Source organism: Corynebacterium yonathiae (assembly GCF_027570195.1).
In the GTDB taxonomy this organism is placed as follows: domain Bacteria; phylum Actinomycetota; class Actinomycetes; order Mycobacteriales; family Mycobacteriaceae; genus Corynebacterium; species Corynebacterium yonathiae.
In genome coordinates, this window is record NZ_JAKMUZ010000012.1 from 35,131 (window position 1) to 58,282 (window position 23,152).

General features: G+C 58.1%; 23 protein-coding genes. 11 read left to right on the plus strand and 12 right to left on the minus strand.

The features are described 5' to 3' along the window. The first annotated feature begins 236 nt into the window (after positions 1-236). Positions 237-1,598 carry a dicarboxylate/amino acid:cation symporter gene (locus tag L8V22_RS07290; RefSeq protein ID WP_238801626.1) on the plus strand — a complete coding sequence of 454 codons (1,362 nt, stop codon included), beginning with the start codon at positions 237-239 and terminating at the stop codon, positions 1,596-1,598. 68 nt (positions 1,599-1,666) lie between these two features. Here L8V22_RS07290 and L8V22_RS07295 read toward each other — a convergent pair whose 3' ends face one another. From L8V22_RS07295 to ychF, 4 genes are all read right to left on the minus strand, one after another. Further along, on the minus strand, positions 1,667-2,575 hold the full coding sequence (locus L8V22_RS07295; RefSeq protein WP_238801625.1) for a PRC and DUF2382 domain-containing protein: 909 nt from the start codon (positions 2,573-2,575) through the stop codon (positions 1,667-1,669). 515 nt (positions 2,576-3,090) lie between these two features. Next, complete coding sequence (locus L8V22_RS07300; RefSeq protein ID WP_198492809.1) at positions 3,091-4,002, minus strand: cation diffusion facilitator family transporter; 912 nt, start codon at positions 4,000-4,002, stop codon at positions 3,091-3,093. 227 nt (positions 4,003-4,229) lie between these two features. Beyond that, complete coding sequence (locus L8V22_RS07305; protein ID WP_238801624.1) at positions 4,230-4,763, minus strand: type 1 glutamine amidotransferase domain-containing protein; 534 nt, start codon at positions 4,761-4,763, stop codon at positions 4,230-4,232. Positions 4,764-4,890: 127 nt separating this feature from the next. Further along, positions 4,891-5,976, minus strand: a complete 1,086-nt coding sequence (gene ychF / locus L8V22_RS07310; protein ID WP_179386300.1) for a redox-regulated ATPase YchF — start codon at positions 5,974-5,976, stop codon at positions 4,891-4,893. Positions 5,977-6,023: 47 nt separating this feature from the next. Between ychF and L8V22_RS07315 the strand changes: the two genes are divergently transcribed. The 3 genes from L8V22_RS07315 to L8V22_RS07325 all read left to right on the plus strand — a co-directional run bounded on the left by L8V22_RS07315 (position 6,024) and on the right by L8V22_RS07325 (position 9,466). Next, the gene (locus L8V22_RS07315) at positions 6,024-7,493 is read left to right on the plus strand and encodes an AI-2E family transporter (protein ID WP_238801623.1); all 1,470 of its coding nucleotides are present in this window, start codon (positions 6,024-6,026) and stop codon (positions 7,491-7,493) included. A 36-nt stretch (positions 7,494-7,529) separates the two neighbouring features. Continuing rightward, positions 7,530-8,600, plus strand: coding sequence for a DNA recombination protein RmuC (locus L8V22_RS07320; RefSeq protein ID WP_238801622.1), 1,071 nt, complete (start codon positions 7,530-7,532; stop codon positions 8,598-8,600). Positions 8,601-8,662: 62 nt separating this feature from the next. After that, on the plus strand, positions 8,663-9,466 hold the full coding sequence (locus L8V22_RS07325) for a DUF6542 domain-containing protein (RefSeq protein WP_238801621.1): 804 nt from the start codon (positions 8,663-8,665) through the stop codon (positions 9,464-9,466). A gap of 64 nt (positions 9,467-9,530) precedes the next feature. Here L8V22_RS07325 and L8V22_RS07330 read toward each other — a convergent pair whose 3' ends face one another. Beyond that, positions 9,531-10,481, minus strand: coding sequence for a 4-hydroxy-3-methylbut-2-enyl diphosphate reductase (locus L8V22_RS07330; protein WP_049378468.1), 951 nt, complete (start codon positions 10,479-10,481; stop codon positions 9,531-9,533). Between the two features lie 141 nt (positions 10,482-10,622). On the opposite strand from L8V22_RS07330, the gene xseA reads away from it, so the two are divergent. From xseA to L8V22_RS07345, 3 genes are read left to right on the plus strand one after another with little or no spacing between them, the layout of a single operon-like run. Further along, positions 10,623-11,864, plus strand: coding sequence for an exodeoxyribonuclease VII large subunit (gene xseA / locus L8V22_RS07335; RefSeq protein ID WP_238801620.1), 1,242 nt, complete (start codon positions 10,623-10,625; stop codon positions 11,862-11,864). A gap of 21 nt (positions 11,865-11,885) precedes the next feature. Beyond that, positions 11,886-12,155 (plus strand): exodeoxyribonuclease VII small subunit, encoded by a 270-nt coding sequence (locus L8V22_RS07340; RefSeq protein WP_005327444.1) that lies wholly within the window; start codon positions 11,886-11,888, stop codon positions 12,153-12,155. Further along, on the plus strand, positions 12,155-12,523 hold the full coding sequence (locus L8V22_RS07345; protein ID WP_049378466.1) for a hypothetical protein: 369 nt from the start codon (positions 12,155-12,157) through the stop codon (positions 12,521-12,523). The genes L8V22_RS07340 and L8V22_RS07345 overlap by 1 nt, the downstream gene beginning before the upstream one ends. Here the strand turns inward: L8V22_RS07345 and L8V22_RS07350 are convergent. Next, complete coding sequence (locus L8V22_RS07350; protein WP_238801619.1) at positions 12,507-13,076, minus strand: DUF4245 domain-containing protein; 570 nt, start codon at positions 13,074-13,076, stop codon at positions 12,507-12,509. The genes L8V22_RS07345 and L8V22_RS07350 overlap by 17 nt on opposite strands. Before the next feature lie 188 nt (positions 13,077-13,264). Between L8V22_RS07350 and glpX the strand changes: the two genes are divergently transcribed. The 4 genes from glpX (at position 13,265) to L8V22_RS07370 (ending at position 18,122) form a co-directional block, all read left to right on the plus strand. Then, positions 13,265-14,278, plus strand: coding sequence for a class II fructose-bisphosphatase (gene glpX, locus L8V22_RS07355; protein WP_238801618.1), 1,014 nt, complete (start codon positions 13,265-13,267; stop codon positions 14,276-14,278). A gap of 85 nt (positions 14,279-14,363) precedes the next feature. Further along, complete coding sequence (locus tag L8V22_RS07360) at positions 14,364-15,764, plus strand: class II fumarate hydratase (RefSeq protein WP_238801617.1); 1,401 nt, start codon at positions 14,364-14,366, stop codon at positions 15,762-15,764. A gap of 172 nt (positions 15,765-15,936) precedes the next feature. Then, entirely contained in the window at positions 15,937-16,560 is a 624-nt protein-coding gene (locus tag L8V22_RS07365; RefSeq protein WP_238801616.1) for a TetR/AcrR family transcriptional regulator, read from the plus strand. Further along, positions 16,554-18,122, plus strand: coding sequence for an MDR family MFS transporter (locus tag L8V22_RS07370; RefSeq protein ID WP_238801615.1), 1,569 nt, complete (start codon positions 16,554-16,556; stop codon positions 18,120-18,122). Before L8V22_RS07365 ends, L8V22_RS07370 begins: the two co-directional genes overlap by 7 nt. Before the next feature lie 204 nt (positions 18,123-18,326). Here L8V22_RS07370 and L8V22_RS07375 read toward each other — a convergent pair whose 3' ends face one another. The 6 genes from L8V22_RS07375 to L8V22_RS07400 form a co-directional block, all read right to left on the minus strand. Next, entirely contained in the window at positions 18,327-18,584 is a 258-nt protein-coding gene (locus L8V22_RS07375) for a hypothetical protein (RefSeq protein ID WP_238801614.1), read from the minus strand. A 247-nt stretch (positions 18,585-18,831) separates the two neighbouring features. Further along, positions 18,832-19,239, minus strand: a complete 408-nt coding sequence (locus tag L8V22_RS07380; protein ID WP_238801613.1) for an SAUR-like auxin-responsive family protein — start codon at positions 19,237-19,239, stop codon at positions 18,832-18,834. A gap of 260 nt (positions 19,240-19,499) precedes the next feature. Next, the gene (locus L8V22_RS07385; RefSeq protein WP_238801612.1) at positions 19,500-20,078 is read right to left on the minus strand and encodes a GNAT family N-acetyltransferase; all 579 of its coding nucleotides are present in this window, start codon (positions 20,076-20,078) and stop codon (positions 19,500-19,502) included. 69 nt (positions 20,079-20,147) lie between these two features. Further along, positions 20,148-21,512 (minus strand): PhoH family protein, encoded by a 1,365-nt coding sequence (locus L8V22_RS07390; RefSeq protein WP_238801611.1) that lies wholly within the window; start codon positions 21,510-21,512, stop codon positions 20,148-20,150. Positions 21,513-21,695: 183 nt separating this feature from the next. Further along, complete coding sequence (locus L8V22_RS07395) at positions 21,696-22,319, minus strand: LGFP repeat-containing protein (protein WP_238801610.1); 624 nt, start codon at positions 22,317-22,319, stop codon at positions 21,696-21,698. Positions 22,320-22,465: 146 nt separating this feature from the next. Next, on the minus strand, positions 22,466-23,140 hold the full coding sequence (locus L8V22_RS07400) for a LysR family transcriptional regulator substrate-binding protein (RefSeq protein WP_238801609.1): 675 nt from the start codon (positions 23,138-23,140) through the stop codon (positions 22,466-22,468). Between the last annotated feature and the right edge of the window lie 12 nt (positions 23,141-23,152).

A 23,152-nucleotide genomic window follows, 5' to 3' on the forward strand; every position in this document is an offset into this window, starting at 1 on the left:
TAGCAATGGGACACACGTGGCAGCTCGGGCTCCCTCCCTTCGCGCTCACCAGCACCATAAAACCAGCGCAAATCCACCTTTCCGTGAGCACGAAAGGCGAGGTTGCGCCTACGGCAAAGCACTCGCACTTTGTACCTACAGACGTAGAAGGAATAAGCTGAGCGATGTTGAAGTTGAACAGGACAGTATCTGGAAAATAGTCCACTCTGTCCATTTTTATTTTCAAAGGAATCTTTATGTCTCAACAAGAATCTTCGCGCTCCAAGCTTCCCGGCTGGGCCACGGGATTCGGTGCTCAGGTCATCGCGGGCCTCATCATCGGCCTTATCCTGGGCTTCATTGCCTCCGGCATGGATACCGACCCAGATAACCCGGGCTGGTTGACCACCCTGCTCACGGGCGTCGGCAGCGCCTACGTCCAGCTGCTTAAGGTGATGATCCCGCCACTGATCTTCGCCGCTGTTGTTACCTCCGTCGCTAATCTGCGCAAGGTCGCCAACGCCGCGTCCCTGGCAATTTCCACGCTTGTATGGTTCGCCATCACCGCATTCTTCTCCGTCCTGACGGGCATCATCGTCGCCGTCGTGATGAAGCCGGGCATCGGCACGAGCATCGATGCTGCCACCGCGCAGGATCCTTCCCACGTCGGCTCGTGGACCGCGTTCTTTGAGCAGCTTCTGCCCCAGAACTTCATGGGCCTTACCGCCTCGCTTTCCGACGGCGAAGTATCCCTCAGCTTTGGCGCCCTCCAGCTCCTCGTCATCTCGCTGGCCATTGGTATCGCCGCCGTCAAGACCGGCAAGTCTGCTGAGCCTTTCCTGCGCTTTACCGAGTCCTTTCTGAAGGTCATTCAGGTCATCCTTTGGTGGATTATCCGCCTTGCCCCGATTGGCACCGCGGCCCTCATCGGTAAGGCCGTAGCTACCTACGGCTGGGATGCACTGGGCTCGCTGGGCAAGTTCGTCTTGGCCATGTACGTCGGCATGGGCCTGGTATTTGCCGTGGTCTACCCGGCAGTACTGAAATTCAACAAGATCCCGGTCATCGGCTTCTTCAAGCGCGTGTGGCCCGTGACCTCCCTGGGCTTTGTCACCCGTTCTTCGATGGGCGTCATGCCAGCTACCGAGCGATTCAGTGAAAAGGCTATGGGCGTTCCATCCGAGTACGCTTCCTTTGCTATTCCGCTGGGCGCGACTACCAAGATGGATGGCTGCGCTTCCGTATACCCAGCCATCGCTGCCATCTTCGTCTCCCAGTTCTATGGCATCGACCTTGACTTCACCCAGTACCTGCTCATCATCTTCGTGTCCGTTATCGGTTCCGCCGCTACCGCAGGCACCACCGGCGCAACGGTGATGCTCACCCTGACGCTTTCTACGCTCGGCCTGCCACTGGCCGGTGTTGGTCTCCTGCTTGCCATCGAGCCAATCATTGACATGGGCCGTACCGCACTCAACGTCACCGGACAGGTGCTGTGCGCCACCATCGTGGCTAAGCGCGCCGGCATCCAGGACAAAGCAACCTGGGATGCTGCCGAGAACGGCGTCAAGCACATTATGGATTCTGACTCGGCCGAGACCATCGGAGTCAAGGCTTAAACCAGTCTCCTAAAAGGCAAAAAGAAACGCCCGCAAGGTAATCCTTGCGGGCGTTTAGCTATGCGCTTTTACTTCTTGAGGCCGTCAACACCATCGGTGTCGATCTGCTCCTTGCGCAGCTCCTCAGTGTGAGTCTCGGTGTCGCGAACGGTGTCCTTCTTCAGGTTGATCTTCTCAACCGGAACGGTTTCCTTGTTCACGTTTACGCGCTCCTCGTGCAGGGTGACGGAAGCTTCCTCGGAGTCACCGGAGATAGCGCCGTTGTAGTTCTTGGCATCCTCAGCGTTGATCGGAGTGCGCTCGACGCGAACCTCTTCGCGCTCGACCGGAACCTCGACGCTCTCGGTGTCAGTCACAACGTACTTGCGCAGGCGAGCCTCACCGGTAGCCACGCGCTCCTTGTTGACGTTGAGCTGCTCCTCGGAACGGATGAGCTCGCCATCGTTGTTGGTGCGTGCAGCTGCAGCGTCATCAGCTACGCCAGCCTTGCGCTCGGTAGCAGCGGCATCGGTGGTGTGGGTGTCTGCCTTCTTCTCGTCAGCATGTGCACCAGCAACGCCTGCACCAGCAGCGCCAGCACCTGCGGTCAGGTTGTGATCCTTGTCAGCGCCAGCCTGAACGTCGCGCTTGGAGTCAAGGTTGGAATCCTTGTAGTCGGTAACGTCGCGTGCGTTATCCAGACCGTAGTGCTTGAAGATATCGGACTGTGCTTCAGGGGTCAGCGGCTTATCGGAGTCGAAGTCCGGAGCATCCTTGATACGGTCCTTGGAGAAGCCCAGCTTCAGGTCATCGCCGGAGAAGTCGTGTCCACGCAGCGGAACCAGGCTGGAGCTCATGCCGAACAGGCCGTGGTTAACTTCAACGAAGGTAGGCTGGCCGGACTGGTCATCAACGAATACCTCGTTAACGTCGCCCAGCTTCTCGCCGTTCTTGTCGTATGCGGTTGCGTTAAAGAGGTCCTTAATGTTCTTACCCATTGTCAGTAAATCCTTTCTGCTATTGGTATAGCTATCTTCAACCAAACAAAAGGACATTTTCTAACCCCGCCACGTGGAGTGTGGGGGTGAAAATCTCCAATTGATTGCTGTGACAACCACCATACGGAGAAATCAAAATTTTTCGACCGCTAGCGGAGATTTTTCTCGATTTTGTTCACCATATCCAAGCTTCATGCAGCTCAGAACGGTTAGTAACAGTTCTGTAACATTGGAAAATCTGCACCATAAGCACCCGAACTGCGGAAAGCGGATGTCGATTCTCTCGCCTGCAGTGCCCTAGACGCACCCCCTCACGATCTCCAAATCGTCCACTGTTCACCACACCCCCAAAATGCGGTGACAGCTACCCCCACAGAGTTCTTTAACGAGGGTGTACTTTTTCTCCCAATATCCACAGGCGGTATACAGGACCGTACACCCGAACAGGCCTACACACATATTGGTCTAGTGCGCATTCACCTCAGCTGTCGGCAGAAAGCTGAGAAGATTAAGTCTTAGCGGAATAGGTACGGACGCCGATTTTCCAGGCCGGCTGGTTCCACATGGATGAACGCACTGCAGCCTGGGTAAAGCTCGTCGAGGGCAATTTCCACTGCGTCTGCAACCTCGTGGGAGTGCATGACGCTCCACTCCCCTGGCACCTCCATGGTCAGGTACACCAACCGCTGGCGGCCAGAGGCCACGGTGCGACGATCCGTGAAGTTTACCGAGTGTTCCTGCTCCAACCGAGCTAGGAGCTGCCTAATGTTCTGACGCTCGTCGTCGGGAAGCGCCTCAGAAAGCAGGCTACTCACCGAATCGCGCAGGAGGCTATAGCCCGTCCATAAGATATTGATGCCCACTGCGAGCGCCACTACAGGATCCAGCCACCACCAGCCAGTAAGGAATACGGCGGCGATGCCGACAAGGACGCCGACGGAAGTCCAGACGTCGGTAAGCAAATGGTGCCCATCCGCCTCCAAGGTGGCGGAACGGTAGCGCTTACCTGCATGTATGAGCGCGATGCCCACCGCGCCGTTGAGCACGGACGAAAGGGTTGACAACGCCAAGCCCCAGCCCGGCTCTTCAATCGGCTGCGGAACAAAGAAGCGTTGGATCGCCGTGTACACGATCATGCCGGCCGCAATAAAAATCATTGCGCCCTCTACCAAGGCGGAGACATACTCGGCTTTGCCGTGGCCAAACTGGTGGTTATCGTCGGCCGGCTTAGAGGCAATCCGGAGGGCATAAAAGCCGGCGACGGCCGCGACGAGATTCACGAGGGATTCGAAGGCATCAGAGAGGAAGCCCACCGAGCCGGTAAACCAAGCGGCCAAGGCCTTGAGGATGATGGTAGCCACAGCGGCGGCGATGGATAGCTGCATGAAGCGCTCAAGAATGCGCTGCTCTGAGCCTATGGAGGACATAGTCACTTCTCCCTTCGGTTCGGTTGCGGACCGAAGGTCTCGTTCACGGCCGCGGGCACTGCGGGCGCTGGCTGGCCGGGCTAAACGCCAGTATGTCGACCAGTCATCTCGGAATTAACCGAGGGAACTACTCCCCTTCTGGAAATCCTAACTTTATAGGGCATGTGACACCGGCGCAAGATCGAAAAAAGCCACGGGAAACTCCCGTGGCTTAAATTCGTGAAGCTTTAGTGCTGGCCCTCTGCAAACTCTTCTACCAGCTTGGCGTTAAAGGCTGGCAGGTCATCTGGAGTGCGGGACGAGACCAAGCCCTGGTCGCAGTGGACTTCCTCATCTACCCAGGTGGCACCTGCATTGCGCAGGTCGGTCTGCAGGGACGGGAAGGACGTCAGGGTGCGGCCCTTGAGGGCTTCAGCATCAGCCAGGATCCATGCGCCGTGGCAGATGGCGCCGAGCGGCAGATCCTTGCTCATGTGGTTGCGCACGATTTCCACCGCAGCCTTATCCAAGCGGATGAGGTCGGCGTTATCGGTGCCGCCAGGCAGAATAATGCCGTCGAAAGACTCGCCAGTGGAGTCAGCGGTAGCGGCGTCAACGGAAATCTCCGTACCCTTCTTGCCGGTAATGGTGCCGGCCTCTGGGGCGAGGACACGCACGGTAGCGCCGGCGTTCTTCACGGCCTCCAACGGGGAGGTCAGCTCAGAGTCTTCGAAGCCATCGGTAGCGATGATGGCAATGGTCTTGTTATCTAGTTCAGCCATGTTGCAACCTCCTTTGTTCGGGTGCGCCGCCCACAGTAACGCGGAAGTTTCGTCTTCGCTACCTTCTTTTCGCTTCTGCGGACAAGCCCCTCGCCCACCGCCAAAACCAAGCTCAGACCGGCTGGAATTAGCCGCCGATCTTAAAGTCGCATACATCGCCGTCCTGCATGATGTAGTCCTTACCCTCTTGGCGGACCTTGCCATGCGCACGAGCCTCAGCCATGGAGCCAGCGGCTACAAGGTCATCGAAGGAAACGATCTCGGCCTTAATGAACTTCTTTTCAAAATCGGTGTGGATGACTCCAGCTGCCTGTGGTGCGGCAGAGCCCTGCTTAATGGTCCACGCACGGGCCTCCTTCTCCCCGGCGGTGAGGTAGGTCTGCAGCCCCAAGGTGGCAAATCCTGCCTTAGCCAGGGTGGCTAGGCCCGGCTCATCTTGGCCTACGGCCTCGAGCAACTCACGGGCTTCGTCTTCTTCTAGCTCGAGCAGCTCGGTTTCGGTCTGCGCATCGAGGAATACGGCCTCAGCCGGGGCGACGAGCTGGCGGAGTTCTTCCTTCTTAGCGTCGTCGGTAAGCACTGCTTCATCCGAATTGAAGACATAGAGGAAGGGCTTAGCCGTCATCAGGTGCAGATCGCGCACGAGTGCGAGGTCAATCTCGCCTTCCTTCGCCGCGGCGAAGAGGGTGCGATCATCTTCCAGAATCTCCTGGGCCTTCTTGGTTGCTTCCACCTCGGCGGCCAAATCCTTATTCTTGCGCGCATCCTTTTCCAGGCGCGGCAGGGCCTTTTCGATGGTCTGGAGATCCGCAAGAATGAGCTCGGTATTAATAACGGAGATATCGTTGCGCGGGTCCACCTTGCCATCGACGTGAATGACATTGTCATCAGAGAAGGCGCGCACTACCTGACAAATGGCGTCTGCCTCACGGATATTGGCTAGGAACGCGTTGCCCATACCTTCACCCTGCGAAGCGCCGGAGACGATGCCGGCGATGTCCACGAAGGACACGGTGGCAGGAAGGATGCGCTCAGAGTTAAACATCTCCGCCAGTTGGGTCAAGCGGGAATCCGGCAGCTCCACCAGGCCCACGTTGGGCTCGATGGTGGCAAACGGGTAGTTCGCCGCCAGGATCTCGGAACGGGTCAGGGCATTAAACAAAGTGGACTTGCCCACATTGGGCAGGCCGACGATTCCTAGTGTAAGACTCACGGGGCCAATCCTAACGCACCCGCCTTCTTTTAAGGCAAGATGGTGGGGTGAATTCTGATAACCAACCGCTGCCCGATGACCCTCAAGCGGGCTTGGGCGATAAGTTTGATGAAAGCTTCGACACCAGCAAGCTGGAAGATGTATCCCCACATCCACCGGGTGATCAGGTAGACCGCTCCGTCATCGCCGGCGAGGTGGTTAAGTCCGCCTCCCTATGGGCCGTTCGGCTGCTCATCATCTGCGTTTTCCTCTACGCCCTCTACCATTTGCTAGGTAACTTCTGGCAGGGCCTTTTGCCGGTGCTTTTGGCCCTTATTATTTGCACCGTTCTGGCGCCGGTGGCGAAGAAGCTGCGCAATATTGGCCTTCCCGCCGCGTTGGCGGCCGCCGTAACCATTTTGGTTTCTTTCACGGCTGTTGGCGGCCTCATTGCGTTTGTTGCCCCAGATTTCATGCGGCAATCCCGGTCACTGTATTTGCAGACGGTCTCCGGCATCCAAAGCCTGCAGCTCTGGGCCCAGGGCCCACCGCTTAACCTCGATAGCGATGACATGAGTAGCTACATCGACGAGGCGGCGTCCTGGCTGCAGCAACGTGCCGGCGCCATCGCAGGCTCGGTCTTTACCGGCATCGGCACCGCCACGTCCATCTTGGTCACGCTCTTCATCGTGCTGGTGCTGACCTTCTTCTTCTTGAAGGACGGCGCCAAGTTCCTTCCTTGGCTGCGCGATGCCACGGGCAAGCGCGCCGGCTGGCACCTTACTGAGCTGCTTACTCGCGCCTGGAATACGCTGGGCGGCTTCATTCGCGCGCAAGCAGTTGTCTCGCTTGTCGACGCCGTCTTTATCGGCGTCGGCCTCGCCCTTATCGGCGTTCCGCTGGCCATGGCTTTGGCGATCATCACCTTTATCGCGGGCTTCATTCCTTTCGTCGGCGCGATCGTGGCCGGCGCCCTCTCCGTCACCATCGCATTGGTCTCCCTTGGCGTCACCAAGGCTCTGCTCGTCCTCGGCCTAGTGTTGCTGGTCCAGCAGTTGGAAGGCAATGTCCTCTCGCCCTGGCTGCAGTCCAAGGCCATGGACCTGCACCCAGTCATCGTCCTGGTTTCCGTAACGGTAGGCTCAGCTCTCTTTGGACTGATAGGTGGCTTCCTCGCGGTTCCGGCGGCCGCGATGTTTGCGGTGGCCTACCGCTACGGCCAAGACATGATGAAGCTGCAGTCGGGCGAAAAGACCGCCGCGGATCTGGACTTTTCTACCGTGGCTGGTTATCTCATCGGCCGCTACACCGAAGACCAAGGGCGTTATAAGCGCGAGGCATGGCTCAAGATGCCGGACTATGCAGCCCCAGAAGGCGCGTTTGCCGACGTCTCCGCGGACGGCGATTCCACTTCCCTCGACGCCGCCCTCAATGTTGAATCCACCCCCAAGGAGCATGAAAAGCCCGGCATGCGCGCAAACCTGCGCCGCGCCCGCGATGCCTTCGAAGGCCTGTTGAACGGAGATTCGAAAAAATAGTGAGTCGTGTCGGCGGCGCGTGCCATGCTGGAAGCCATGACTTCCACTTTGCCCGTGCTGCTACTTTTTATCGGCCTCATCCTCGGTGCGGTAATGGGCTGGTTAGCCCATTCTTACTCCGCTACGCGCTCCGCGCCGAGCGCCGAGCACCGCGCGCTGCAAGACTCGCAGCGCCGCCAAGCCGAACTCCAACCGCTAGAAAAGGCCATGGACCGCTTGGGATTTCAGCTCCAAGAAATTGAGGAAGACCGCACCGCGCTGCTCGCCTCCCTCTCCAGCCAGGTGCAGGCGGTGACCCGCACCTCCTCCCGCCTGACCGAACGCACCGACAAACTAGTGACCGCTTTGCGCTCACCCAATGTGCGTGGCCGTTGGGGCGAGGTGCAATTGGAGCGCGTGGTTGAGCTCGGCGGTATGACCAAACACGTGGACTTTGATTGCCAGGTCTCCGCCCCATTGGGCGGGCGCGTCGTCCGCCCTGACATGCTCATCAATTTGGCCGGTGGCCGCCACATCATCGTCGATGCCAAGGTTCCTTTTACCTCTTACCTTGACGCCCTAGAAACCGATGACCCAGAAGAGCACGCCGGCTTCCTCCGCCGCCACGCGCATTTAATGCGCGGCCACGTCCAGGCACTATCGCAGAAGGATTATATTGAGGCATTTCAACCAACGCCCGAGTTTGTCATCCTCTTCGTTCCCGCAGACCCCTTCCTTGATGCCGCATTATCGGTGGACCCAGAACTTATCGAGTACGCCTTTGAACGCAATGTAGTGATCGCCACCCCCAGCTCGCTTTTTGCGCTCTTGCGCACGGTGGCCATGGGGTGGCACCAGGAAGATATTTCCGCCAAGGCAAAGGAGGTCCAGCGCTTGGGGCGCGAACTGTATACGCGTCTGAATACGCTTTCTGATCACTACGGAAAGGTGGGCCATAACCTGGAAAAGGCAGTCGAAGCTTATAACGCCACGCTTTCCTCGCTCGATTCCCGAGTGGGCGTCACCGCCCGCAAATTGCATGAGATGGATATCCCGGGCCGCACGGATCGCACCCCGCGGGAGCCCTTGCCTATTGATACGTGGCCTCGCGGAAATTCGGCACTATAAATCCGCCGCTTTCGTGCGTGGAAATAGCCATAGGCCGGCGGCAACCGGTAGGATCTTCCGACGTGTCACAAGCCAAGCAAAGAAAGTCCTCCGCCGCCCAAAGCTCCGGTCTCCCCAGCATCGCGCTGGGCAAGGGCCTTGGGCTGCTCGCGGCGCTCTTGCTCACCGGCGCGTTTATTTCCATTCTGATGGGTTCCATCGGGTGGGCTTACCTCGCGTTTCTTGTCATCGGCTCACTGCTGGTGGCGCTCATCGTAGAAGAGCGGGGTCTTTTCCTCACCGTGGCTTCTATCCCCATTGTGTATTCCATAACGGTGGTCGTGGCCGGTTTCTTTATCACCAAGGCCAATTTGCCAGAGGGTGCATCGGCGTTTTCCAAGACGGCGATCGTCACCGCCGCTTTCCCCCTTGTCCAGAGGTTCCTGTGGCTCCTTATTGCCCTGGTGGGCGCGGCACTCATCGCCTGGCTGCGCTGGGCGCGCTTCCGCAAGACGGCCAAGCGCACCGCCGAAATGGAAACTGCTTCCCGCCGTGCCGACGCTGAACAAGACCGACGCAACCGCGAGGAACGCCTATCGGTTGCAGATTTGATGGCTCGCGATAAACCGGCAAAGAACTCCAAGCAGTCTCAAGCCGCTCCGCAGCGCGGCCGCGCCTCGCACACGCTGAAGAAGTCACGCCCCGCGCCCAAGGATCGCCTACGTGGTCGCGACCGTGAAGAGCGTCGCCGAATACAACAAGAGGAACGCGACAATCCACTGCGCCCGGATCCAGCCCGGCGCGCTGGCGATTCCGTTCCGGTGTCTCAGCAGGAGAAGGAACAGCCCAAGCAAGGTTGGGACGATAACCTCTACGACGAGGATTAAAGCAAAAGAAAGGCCCGTTTCCGGGCCTTTCTTCCGTTTTAACTGCCGTATAGGCAAACGCTACTTAGGTGCGTGCTGGGCGCAGGTCGCGCGGTAGGGCGAAGGTAATCGTCTCGGTAGAGGTCGTTACCTGTTCTACGTCGCTATAACCGCGCTCGTCCAGGAACTCCAGTACTTCGCGTACCAGCAACTCAGGCACCGAAGCACCGCAGGTTACGCCGACCGTCTGGACGCCTTCCAACCAAGATTCGTCGATTTCCTTGGCAAAATCCACGAGGTGGGAAGTCTTGGCGCCTGCCTCAAGCGCCACCTCAACCAAGCGCACCGAGTTAGAGGAGTTCTTAGAGCCCACCACAATCATCAGGTCGCACTGTGGGGCGATGGCCTTGACGGATTCTTGGCGGTTTTGGGTGGCGTAGCAAATATCGTCTGAAGGCGGGTTCTCCAAGTGCGGGAAGCGCTCGCGCAGCTTATTGACGATGGTGATGGTCTCATCCACCGATAGCGTGGTCTGGGACAGCCAGATAAGCTTCTCATCCTGCAGGAACTCTGGCAGCTTGGCGACGCCCCCGATGCCATCCACGAGGTGGGTGACCTCAGGTGCCTCGCCGGCAGTGCCTTCTACTTCTTCGTGGCCTTCGTGGCCAACCAGAAGGATGTGGTAGCCATCGCGCTGGAAGCGCTGGGCTTCCTTGTGCACCTTGGTAACCAATGGGCAGGTGGCGTCCAAAGTAAGCTGCTTGCGCTGCGTTGCTTCTGCGCGCACGGCAGGGGAAATACCGTGGGCGGAGAAGACTAGGTGGGCGCCTTCTGGTGCCTCAGAGGCCTCGTCGACGAAGATGACGCCGCGGTCTGCCAGAGATTCTACGACGTAACGGTTGTGCACGATTTGTTTGCGTACATAAATGGGCGCGCCGTACTTTTCCAGCGCCTTTTCTACGGTCTCGACCGCGCGGTCCACGCCTGCGCAGTATCCGCGCGGGGCCGCAAGGAGAACATTTTTACCATCAGTCATGGCTCCCAGAGTATCGAAACACTACGCAAAACAATAGTGGGGCCTAACGTCACCTTTCTGGCTACCCCGAGCGGGGCAATAGACCGCGCTGGCCCCTAAACTAGACGGAAGAACACGGCAGACTGAAGAAAGGGAGGCTGTGTGAATCAACCGGCAAATACTCCGGATACTCCCTGGCCCGTTGGCAAGGTCAATGACCAAGTCAAGGGCTGGATCGAGCGCCTGGGTTACCTGTGGGTAGAGGGTCAGTTGACCCAAATTAACTTCAAGCCCACCTGGAAGCTGTCCTACCTCACTCTGCGTGACGTACAGCAGGAAAAGTCCGTGCAATTGACTTGCCCATCATCGATGTTGCAGTCATTGTCAGCACCGCTGAAAGACGGCGACCGCGTCATTGTTCACGGTAAGCCCGCCTTTTACGCCGGACGCGGATCCTTTTCACTGTGGACCACCGAAATTCGTCATGTGGGCATTGGCGATCTACTTGCTCGCATTGAAAAGCTGCGCCAACAGCTAGCTGCTGAAGGCCTTTTCGATCCCGCACGCAAGCGACCTCTCCCCTACCTACCGCACAAAATTGGGCTGATTACCGGCCGTGGTTCTGCTGCAGAGCGGGATGTGATGGCGGTAGCCCATGACCGCTGGCCGGCGGTGCAATTCCGCGTCCTCAATACCGCGGTTCAGGGTGCGAATACCGTACCTGAGGTTATTGATGCGCTCCAGCAGCTTGATGCGGATCCTGAGGTGGACGTCATCATCATCGCCCGTGGCGGCGGCTCCGTGGAAGATCTGCTGCCCTTCTCGGAAGAAGCACTGCAGCGCGCAGTGGCAGCGGCCGGCACCCCGGTAGTCTCTGCCATTGGCCACGAGCCGGATAGCCCAGTGCTCGATAACGTCGCCGACCTGCGCGCCGCCACGCCTACCGACGCCGCAAAACGCGTCGTGCCCTCTGTGGCCGAGGAACGCGCCATCGTCGCAGAGGCTCGCTCTCGCATGGCGGCCGCGCTGCGCGGCTGGGTGGAAAGGGAACGTCGCGGCCTCGACAATATTCGTTCCCGGCCTGTCATGGCAGACCCGATGACCCCTATCCGTGCGCGCCGCGAGGAGGTGGAGCGAACCCGCGCTACCATGCGGCGAGAAATTGAAGTCATGGTGGAGCGGGAAACCCGCCACGTGGAATCGCTGCGCGCCCGCGTATCGGCGTTGGGACCGTCGGCGACTCTCGCCCGCGGATACTCCATTGTCCAGGTAGTACCCAAGGACGGTTCCGGGCCCGAGGTTGTCACCTCTTATAAGCAATCCCCGCCTGGCGCTCAACTGCGCATTCGAGTGGGCGATGGCTCTATTACCGCAGTTTCTATGGCCTCCCAGGCCGCCGATTAATCACCAACCGAGGAGAAAATCATGTCCGATGACACCATTGGTACCGGCCAGCCAGGCCAGGATGCTTTTACCCCAGTAGAAGAATTGAGCTATGAGCAAGCCCGCGATGAGCTTATTGAGACCGTGAAGATTCTCGAGCTTGGGCAGATGGGCTTGGATGAGTCGCTAAAGTATTGGGAGCGCGGCGAGGCCCTTGCCCGTGCGTGCGAGGCGCACCTCGACGGCGCGGCGAAGCGTGTGGAAGACGCGCTCGATAAGGCCGAGGACGCAGACGCTGAAGGAGACGAGTAGTGCAGATCTATGGTTATCCAGGCGAGCGCGTGGATTTTGTGTCGAAATCCGCGGCCGCCGGTTCCATCATGGCGGGCGATTCCCGAGATTTCGTAGAAGAATTCTTCGGTCCTGCACACACCCGCGACGATAATGAGGTGAGCTACTTCTCCCGCTCCGTGGTGCTGCGCTTTACGGACGACAAAGTACGCGAGATTGCTATTTATCCGCAGCGCTCGCAGCGTGAGCGCATCGATGTCTTTGCCGGAAAGACACGCCTCAGTGGCCTGGATGCGGAGGCTTTGGCGGAGGTTATTGCCCAGGCCGGCGACGGTCTTAGCGCTACCGCCGCGGAAGAAGGCTTGGGCGAGGTTATTTTTCGGCTATAGGTGCGGCGTCGATAAACGCAGCGGTAGCAGCCTCAAAATCGCTATCGCCCGCGGCGCCGGAGATGATAAGGCGCGCATCGCCCAAATCCGTCACCCACAGGCGGCGCACGGAATCATCATCGCTTTCTAGCACCCGCACCTGGTGCCCTTTGATCTCGCGGTCGGATTCGATTCCGCGGTAGTTGGCGTCGTAGGCCTCCCCTGCTCTATCGGCCGCAACTTGCGTCTGTGTGGACTCCACAAACCCTTGGTCAGCGGTTACCCAGCTGACCACGGTGGCGTTTTCTCCGCCCATATCAACGCGACGGGCAGCATTGGCCTCCCAGCCCTCTGGCATTTCAGGATTGCGAATAGCACCAACCCCCGCACGGGCTTGGGTGTCAAGGAAGGTTTGCTCATCTACTTCCTGCACCGCCCCTTGCTGAGTTTCGGAGTTAATCGAGCAGAGGCCGGTCGCTCCCACGGCCAGCAGCATCATGATCACCACGACGGCGAGGGACAAGGAGATGTCCTTCGCACCTTCAAAAATCTTTGGTCTTTCTTCTGCAGCCACGCGCCTAAGTATCGCACGGCGTGCTTTCAAAAAGCCACACGGCCCCTTCTGCCCCGAAAGTTTTGTCAATCCCCCACAAATGGGGCGCAAAATCGAACCCATTAGAGCAAAAAAGTGCGAGAATGGAAAGGTAGAGCATCAAGGGGAACACCCCTCGATGAGAAAACTATGGAAGGCAACCACTACACATGTCCGAAAATACGTCTTATCTTCCTGACCGCAACCTGGCGATGGAACTGGTTCGTGTCACCGAGGCAGCAGCACTCGCTTCCGGCCGCTGGGTAGGCCGCGGCCAGAAGAATGAGGGCGATGGCGCGGCGGTCGACGCAATGCGCAAGCTCATCAATTCCGTAGCCATGAACGGCGTCGTTGTCATTGGTGAGGGCGAAAAGGATGAGGCCCCCATGCTATTTAACGGCGAAGAGGTAGGCACCGGCGAGGGTGCAGCCATGGATATCGCCGTGGACCCGGTTGACGGTACTCGTTTGATGGCAGAGGGACGCCCCAATGCGATCTCCGTCATCGCGGCCGCCGAGCGTGGAACCATGTATGACCCTTCTGCAGTCTTCTACATGGAAAAGATAGCCGTCGGCCCCGAGGCCGTGGGCGCTATCGACATCAACGAATCCGTGGAGTGGAATATCAAGTCCGTCGCGGAAGCTAAGAAGATTCGCCCAGAAGATCTGACTGTGGTGGTCCTTGACCGTCCGCGCCACGAGCAGCTCATCTCTGAAATTCGCGCCGCAGGCGCCAAGGTACGCCTCATTATGGATGGCGATGTTGCAGGCGCCATCGCCACCTGCCAGGATTCCAACTCCATCGACATGATGATGGGCATCGGCGGCACCCCAGAGGGCATCATCACTGCCTGCGCTATGCGCTGTATGGGCGGCGAAATCCAGGGCAAGCTGTGGCCGAAGGATGAAGAGGAAGCAGAAAAGGCCCGCGCTGCTGGCCACGATTTGGACCGCGTTCTCAAGACCACTGACTTGGTCTCCTCTGAAAACTGCTACTTCGCTGCCACCGGCGTGACCAATGGTGACATGTTGCGCGGTGTTTCCTACCGCAATTCCGGCGCTACTACCCGCTCACTGGTTATGCGTTCCAAGTCCGGCACCATTCGCTACATCGACTCCATCCATAAGCTGTCGAAGCTGCAGGAGTATTCCGTAGTGGATTACACCACCCCAACCAAAAAGTAGGGTTCACCCCCGAAGGCGGCCCTCCTCATAGATCTCCGCCATACTGGAAAGCACACACTCCCCAATTAACTGAGGTGATCTTCACATGACTGAATACCGCATTGAACATGACACTATGGGCGAAGTTAAGGTTCCCGCAGAGGCCCTGTGGCGCGCACAGACCCAGCGTGCAGTGGATAACTTCCCTATTTCCGGCCGCGGCCTGGAAAATGCGCAGATTCGTGCACTTGGCCTCCTTAAGGCAGCCTGCGCCCAGGTAAATAAGGACTCCGGCAAGTTGGATGCGGACAAGGCCGATGCCATCATTGCCGCCGCTACCGAAATCGCTGAGGGCAAGCACAATGATGCTTTCCCTATCGACGTTTTCCAGACTGGTTCCGGCACCTCGTCCAATATGAATACCAATGAGGTTATCGCCTCCTTGGCACACCAGAATGGCGTGGAGATTCACCCTAATGACCACGTGAATATGGGCCAGTCCTCCAATGACACCTTCCCTACCGCCACCCACGTGGCCGCTACGGAAGCAGCCGTCAATGACCTCATTCCAGGTCTGAAGGTTCTGCACGAGTCCCTGAGCAAGAAGGCCAAGGAATTCGCCGACGTGGTCAAGGCGGGGCGTACCCACTTGATGGACGCCACCCCGGTTACCCTCGGTCAAGAATTCGGCGGCTACGCCCGTCAGATTGAGCTGGGCATCGAGCGTATCGAGGCCACCCTGCCGCGCTTGGGTGAGCTGGCTATCGGCGGCACTGCCACCGGCACCGGCCTAAACACCTCCGCGGACTTCGGAGCCAAGGTCACCGAAGAGCTCAAGAAGCTCACTGGCGTTAAGGAACTAAAGGAGGCTGAGAACCACTTCGAGGCACAGGCCGCTCGCGACGGCCTCGTCGAGTTCTCCGGCGCTATGCGCTCGGTCGCTGTATCTCTTAATAAGATTGCCAATGACCTGCGCATGATGGGCTCCGGCCCGCTGACCGGCCTGGCAGAAATCCACTTGAAGGACCTGCAGCCGGGTTCCTCCATCATGCCGGGTAAGGTCAACCCGGTCATTCCGGAGGCCGTCACCATGGTGGCCGGCCAAGTAGTGGGCAACGACGCCGCTGTAGCTTTCGGTGGCGCCCAGGGCCACTTCGAGCTCAATGTTTTCATCCCGATGATGGCGCGCAACGTGCTCGAGTCCGCTCGCCTGCTGGCCAATTCCTCTCGCGTCTTCGCCGATAAGTGCATCGATCATATCGAGGCTAATGAGGAGCGTATGAAGCACTTTGCGGAGTCTTCCACTTCGATCGTGACTCCGCTTAACTCTGCTATCGGCTACGAGAACGCGGCAAAGGCAGCAAAGCACGCTCTACATGAGAAGATTACCGTCCGCCAGGCCGTTATTGACTTGGGCTTTGTCGACGGCGAGAACCTCACCGAAGAAGAGTTGGATAAGCGCCTCAACGTGCTAAGCATGACCAACCGCGACCGCGATAGCTTCTAAGCATTCACCGCACCGCTACCCCGCCCGGGCAGGACTTGGGCGGGTTTTAGCATGTCTGGGATGAGGGGCGTCGGTAAGCGCCATGGCACATCTCACATAAAGGAGATTACAGCTTCAAAATCACCAACATTGCACTTGGTGCAAGTTTGCACCGAGTGTAAAGTTGCATGGCGTGCAAGAAGAACTATCACTACGCGAGCAGAAACGTCTCGAGACGCGCCTGCGCATAGAGGATGCCGCCACGAAACTGGTGGATGAACAGTCCTTTAGCGCGGTCACGATTGAGAGGATTTGCGAGGTAGCCGGTATTTCTCGGCGCACCTTCTTCAATTATTTCGACTCCAAAGAATCCGCCGTACTAGGCGCTCCGAGCACCGAGTTTACGGAGGAGATGCGGGAGTTCTTCCTCACTGAACCAACGCACAGCATGGTAGGCCTCGTCCTTCAGCTCGTCAGGCAACATATGGAAGGACACCACATCAACCCGACCATCCGGGATCGCCGCAAGCGCATCTCCAATGATCCAGATGCCGCCGCTGCGGCAATAAGCCGGAAGCGGGCAAAATCCATTGAGCTCATCGATCTCATTGAAGAGCGCCTCACCAAGGAACCGAAGCTTCGCGTCCTCGATAGCTGCTCTTCGAGCACCGAGGCGATGCTCATCGCCGGCCTCGTCCGCGAGGCACTCTGGTTGGCGTTGGCATCTCCCGATGCGGATTGCAGCAAAGACCTTCACGCACGTCTCGATACTTCCCTCACACTAATAACAGACTTTATGAAAGGAATGCGATGGTAGATACGGCCACTAAGGCCCCCTCGCAGGGCCAGTCCCGGGCCGATAACCTCGGGCTGATTTTCTCGGCTTTGATGCTCACCATGCTGATGAGCTCCTTGGGCCAAATGATCTTCTCTTCTGCTCTTCCAACCATCGTTGGTGAGCTCGGCGGCGTCGACCACATGAGCTGGGTCATCTCCGCCTTCCTGGTCACCATGACCATCGCCATGCCCATCTCCGGCAAATTGGGTGACATGCTGGGCCGCAAGTGGCTCTACATCGGCGGTATCGCCACCTTCGTCGTAGGTTCTACGCTGGGTGGCTTTGCCAACTCCATGTCGCTGCTGATTATCGCCCGCGCAGTCCAGGGCTTTGGTGCTGGTTTTATGATGATTTCCTCCCAGTCCATCATCGCCGAGGTCACCTCCTCCCGTGAGCGCGGTAAGTTCATGGGCATCATGGGCGGCGTGTTTGGCCTTTCCTCCGTCCTCGGCCCCGTCCTCGGTGGTTGGTTCACCGACGGCCCGGGGTGGCGCTGGGGCATGTGGATGAACATTCCGCTGGGTATCCTCGCCATCATCGTGTGCACCTTGGTGCTACACCTGCGCGTCGGTGAGGCCGACATGAAGCGCTTTGACTGGCTCGGCGCAACCTTCATCGCCATCACCACCGCTTCCCTTATTCTCATGACCACCTGGGGCGGCACCGAGTACGAGTGGGGCTCGTCCATGATCCTCACCTTGGGTGCCATCACCATCGTCGGCGCCATCATCACCATCCTGGTGGAGCTGCGGGCCAAGGAACCGCTCATTCCAGTTCGCCTGTTCAAGAACCGCAATATGGCCCTTACCACCTTGTCCGGCGTGGTGCTTGGCTTGGCAATGTTCGGCGTTCTAGGCTATATGCCTACCTATCTGCAGATGGTTCATACCCTAACCCCGACGAAGGCCGGTCTCATGATGATCCCCATGATGGTGGGCCTTATCGGCACCTCCACGGGTGTGGGCTTTATCATCGCCCGCACCGGCCATTACAAGGTCTACCCCATCATCGGCCTAGCAATTACCGCCGGTGCACTATTCTGGATGTCTCACCTGACCGTAGAGACTTCTCTGACGCAGCTGGGCTGCGAGTTCTTGGTCTTCGGCATCGGCCTAGGCATGGTTATTCAGGTCCTCGTGCTCATCGTCCAGAACTCCTTCCCACTATCCCAGGTGGGCACGGCAACCGCAGCGAATAACTTCTTCCGCCAGATCGGTTCCGCGCTGGGTGCTTCCCTGGTCGGCTCCATGTTCATCCACAATATGAAGGATGAGATGGCTACCCGCATGCCAGAAGCTTTCCAAAAGATGGGCCCGGAGGGCGCCGCCTATGCAGAAAAGTTTGGCAATGCCGACGGGGGCGCTAATAGCCTCACCCCGGATTTGGTCGCGTCCTTCCCCAAGCCAATCGAGGAAGCAATCCTCAATTCCTATAATGACGGTCTGACCCCGGTCATCGCCCTGATGGTTCCGTTGGTCATCGTCGCCCTCGTTCTTCTGCTGCCTCTTCGCGAGGAGCGTCTGAAGGAGACGATTGACTAACGGTGCCTCACCGGCACGGGCACAGTCCACAGACGAGAAGCTGCATGCCTAGCCCCGCTTGCCGACGCCCCCATTGAATCCGCCCTCGGCTATGCTCCTGGCGGACTGAGCGATAACATGCACTTATCGGCGCAGCGCTGGTTCGGTTCCTGGGACGTTCCTACGATGTAGCTCCCCCACACCCCGCTCACGGCGGGGTATTTTTTATTGCCAGAAACCCATCTGCCGCAGAACTTGGGATCCAATTCCCAAAATGGCAACGATGGCGGCAATGATGCCGATAGCCGCGCCGGCGCTCGATCCTCCACCAATGCCGCTTATCGCTGGCTTTTTGGTGACCGCTACCGTCTGGTTCAGTGCTTTTCCGGCCGGGCGAGTTTCCCCGTTGCGCAGCAGGTATGGAGTAATACGCACCTCAGCCGTGCCTTCCTGCAAGGCCTCATAAGTCCCGTCAGAATGCACCGAAAGAACCTCCGGATCGGACGAGGTTACCGATGACCCCGCCCCCTAACCGGGCACCGTCCCACCCTGCAATGCTTACGCCAATGCTGCTGGAATCGCCCACATGGGTACCGCCGCTAAAACGTATAGCCGCGCTTGCCAGAGCGGTTTCCGGCACCGCAATGGGAAATGCATGCCGTCCTTCGAGGCGCTCTGGGGCGCCCGACACCGCGTGCTCGGAATAATGGCCGGCCGTCGTGTTTCCAACCTAGGCTTGCGCAAAATAGTGGTTGGCTGGGTCAAGCAAGCTGTAGATATGCCCCGCACCGCCAGAATAGGAACCGTTGGAGTGGTTGAGCTGATTCCACTCGCTCCCAGAACCGCCATCAGTAGACCAGCTGGCAATGGCGCGCTCCATGGGTAACGAAGTGAGGTTTTCTGCGAAGAAGGCGCCGGACTTTGCCGTCCACGGATCCTCCCCGTCTCCACGGCGATGCTCAAAGTCAAAGTTTTCCTCCGCAGCGCGCTGCATTGCGGTGTACTCCAATCCCTTGCTCCAGGATATGCCGTTGATATAAGCGGTGCGGTCCGGTGCGACGTCGCGAAGCCTGGCACCGCCAAACGGAAGATTGGCATCCCAGGCCTTGCCACGCAGCTCATGCATTTGGCGGGTCACCGTCTCGATATGGGACTGCAGCTCAGGAGTGGCAAAACCTAAGCCACACCACCGTCAACCTGGGTGATATCCAACTGGGCAACGGGCACCGAGCCTGCGGAGGGATAGGACGCAGCTCCCGCTGCAGGAACAGAAAGCGCCCTGCCGTCATAGCCGCAACGATGGACAAGGCAAGGGCACGAATACGCACAGACATTTAAAAGCCTTAGAGAGATATGGTACGGATACTCTCTTAACTTTATTCCTGTGCGCTGGGAAAGCTAACGCTTCTTTTCCTCCGGCTTGGGCAAAAGCAGCTCATACACATCGGTATCTCGCCACTGGCCCGCAAGCTCGCCGTAGGTCATCTTCGCCATGTGTGAGTAGGTACCAACCTTTACAAAGCCGCGGGACTTATGCAGTCCCGCAGAACCCGAGTTTTCTGGGAAGATCCACGAGTGGATAGCCCACTTGTGTAGGTCCTTACATACCTCAATCAAGCGGTCCAAAAGTGCTCCGCCGATGCCGCGGCCCTGTGCATCGGCGCCTAGATAAATGGAGTCCTCCACTACTCCGTGGAAGACGGTACGGGTGGATACCGGGGCCGCGGAAACCCACCCCAGGACCTTCGAATCATCATCTGCTTCAACTGCTACGTGGACCGAAGGCATAATCTTGCCCGATTTGAATTCTTCAAAGGTCAAAGAGCGGGTCTCATAGGTGGCGTGCCCGGTATTGAGGCCCTGTTCATAGATCTCGCGCATCTGCGGATAATCCGCCGCAATGAAGGGACGGATACGGAAGTCTTTCTTCTTTTCGTCCGAAGACGTCTGCTTGGCGTTCTCACTCATGTACAACATTATTACTGGGCTATGCCCATCTTCGCCACGCTGTACACATAAAGATCGCCAAACGCGAACGAGCCCGGCCTAGTCGCCGCCTTCCAGCAAGTCAGTGACGAGCTCCGCAATGGCAGAGCGCTCAGAGCGCTGCAGCGTAATATGTGCAAAAAGCTCGTGCCCCTTGAGTTTTTCAATCACGGCCTGGACACCATCATGACGGCCCACGCGCAGGTTATCGCGCTGCGCTACGTCATGGGTAAGCACTACTCGCGATCCCTTGCCCAGACGAGAAAGCACGGTGAGCAAAACATTTCGCTCCAAGGACTGCGCCTCGTCGACAATGACGAAGGCATCATGCAAAGAGCGACCACGAATATGCGTCAACGGCAAAACCTCGATCAGCCCGCGCTCGTGGACTTCTTCCATGACGTTTTCAGTCACCAGGCCCTCCAAGGTGTCATAGACTGCCTGCGCCCACGGGTTCATCTTGTCCGATTCGGTACCCGGCAGGTATCCCAGAGACTGCCCACCTACCGCATACATCGGGCGAAAGACCACGATGCGGCGGTGCTCACCACGCTCAAGCACGGCCTCCAAGCCGGCGCACAATGCAAGTGCCGACTTACCGGTGCCCGCGCGGCCGCCAATGGAAACAATGCCCACGTTTGGATCCATCAGTAGGTCCAAGGCGATGCGCTGCTCCGCCGAGCGCCCCTGGAGTCCAAAGGCATTGATATCACCGCGAACGAGCTCGACGACGCCATCCGCAGTTATACGACCCAGCGCGGATTGCGCGCCGGCCGTCAAAGTGAGGCCGCAGTGGACAGGTAGTTCGTCCACAGCAGTACCCTTTTCAGTTTCGACACCATCTAGAATGACTTCCCCATCACGGTAGAGGGCATCGATGACAGCAGGGCTAGCCTGCACCGTTGCCATTCCGGTATAGCCAGTTAGAACTACATCCTGAGCGTGGTACTCATCCGCCTGCACGCCTACTGCACCGGCCTTCACACGCAGTGGCACGTCCTTGGTGACTAGTACGGTGTCCTTACCCTCGTGTGCGAGGTTAAGGGCACAGGCCAGGATGCGGTGGTCACCCTCTGGACCGCGGAATGCGGTGGGCAGCAAGGACTGGTCTTGATGATTCAACTCCACGCGCAGGGTGCCGCCATCTACGTTGACGGGCACCGGCTGGTCTAGCGCTTCATAGGTAGCTCGCAGTTCCTCCAAAAAGCGAAGAGCTTGGCGGGCGAACCAGCCAAGCTCCGGGTGATGACGTTTTCCTTCCAATTCAGAAATAACTACGACTGGAAGGACCACATCGTGCTCTGCAAATTTACGCAGAGCCCAAGGATCAGAAAGCAGGACCGAGGTATCCACTACATAGGTCTTAGTAGCGACAGTGTTATCAGCAGTGGCAAGCGGAGTAGAAAGTACAGAGGGACGAGACATGGTGGCAGGGTTCTCCCTTAGTGTGCGGTAGATCAGACTTCTTCCGAATGACCCCGACTCCCCGGGGTTGCCACCCAAAGTAGGCACCGAAGGTTGAAATTACATGGGTGCAAGATGAACATTAAGAAAACGAAAAATCCCTCCGCAGCGGATGCTGCGAAGGGAAGAACTCAAAAAAGCGATCTACTTCTCTACGGAAGAGGTGAACTTGCCACTCTCGTCCTGGATCCAGGAGATGACGCCATCATCGAACTGCTGGGTCCAACCATTGCCTTCAGAAACTGCCTCCTCAGCAGCCTTAGGCAGGCCTACCTCTGCGTCCAAACCGCCCTGTTCCTTCCAGGTCTCAGCAATCTTGCCGACGATTGGCTGAGCGCCCTCATCGTCATCGAAGGTCAGCAGGTTGCCGTTATCAAAGCTAGCGAGGAACTCGTCATCGTCGCCCTGCTCGATGCTCTTTACGTCACCCCACTCAGCCTTCTTCTCTTCAATAGCGGAAGCGAAATCAGCAGGAACGTCTACGTCACCGTTAGCGGTAGCGATGGACTTGGTATCGCCACCCTTGTCGTCCGCATCATCGGAGTCAGAAGCTTCTGCGCCTTCGGAATCGTCTGCGTCGTCAGCGTCATCCTTAGAGGTGGCGTCAGCGGCGGCGGAACCAGCAGCGTCGGTAGCGTCGGCTGCTACGGAACCGGCACTGTCCTTAGCGTCGTTAGCTGCATCCTCAGCATCGGAGCAAGCTACGAGCGCAACGGATAGGGTTGCGGCTGCAAAGCCACCTGCAATACGACGGGTCATCTTCTGCATTACTGCATCATCCTTTCAACAAGAAAGTAAGTTAGTTCTAAATTTGTTGTTAAATCGCCCTTCGTGGCGAACAAGGCCCACCGTAACGGCGCCGTTCAGCCGGCGCCACCCACACAGACAGGAAGTAGACAGCAAACAATAAAGGACTACCTACGTTTACGCAGCTTAGAGCCTTTCTTTCTCTTTTGTAACGAATTGTTAACGTTTCTACGCACTTGCTTTGCTTTCGCCTTTTCCCTAGCGCTGCGTTTCGGTTTCTCCTGCCGCGAGGACCGCGCTGTACGCCCCTTAGCGACGCCCACGAAATCCTGAATTGCCTCCCCGTCTTCCTCCTTGCGCCACACCAACGCAATTTCCGTCACCGGCACGGACTCATCCTTCAACCCCAGCGGCACCACCTGCTTCTTGCTCAGTACCTTGAGTAGGGGCCGAGGCGCAATCGCAACGCCCACATTGGCCGCTACTACTTGGAGGGCTTCCCGAACCGCGGGGACATCGACAAGACCGGAATCGGCGAGGCGGTAGTTAAGGTGTTCATCGGCGACGTCGGCAAGCATAAGCTCTTCGCCTACCTCCGCATAGACCGAGTCCTTTGGAACCGCAATGCCTGGTGCCTCTTTATAAAGTCGCACCACATGAAAGGTGTCATCGACGCGCATATCCGGCAGACGCACAAGGGCCAAATCCACCTCGCCAGCTAAAAGCGGAACCAGCGCATCATCAGCATCAACGGTGCATAAACCACCGTGAGCAGTATTTTCTTCGAATCGGCGGAACCACTTTCCAGGCTCCGTGCCGGTGGCAAAAGCTAAGCGCAGCATAGAGGACAGTCT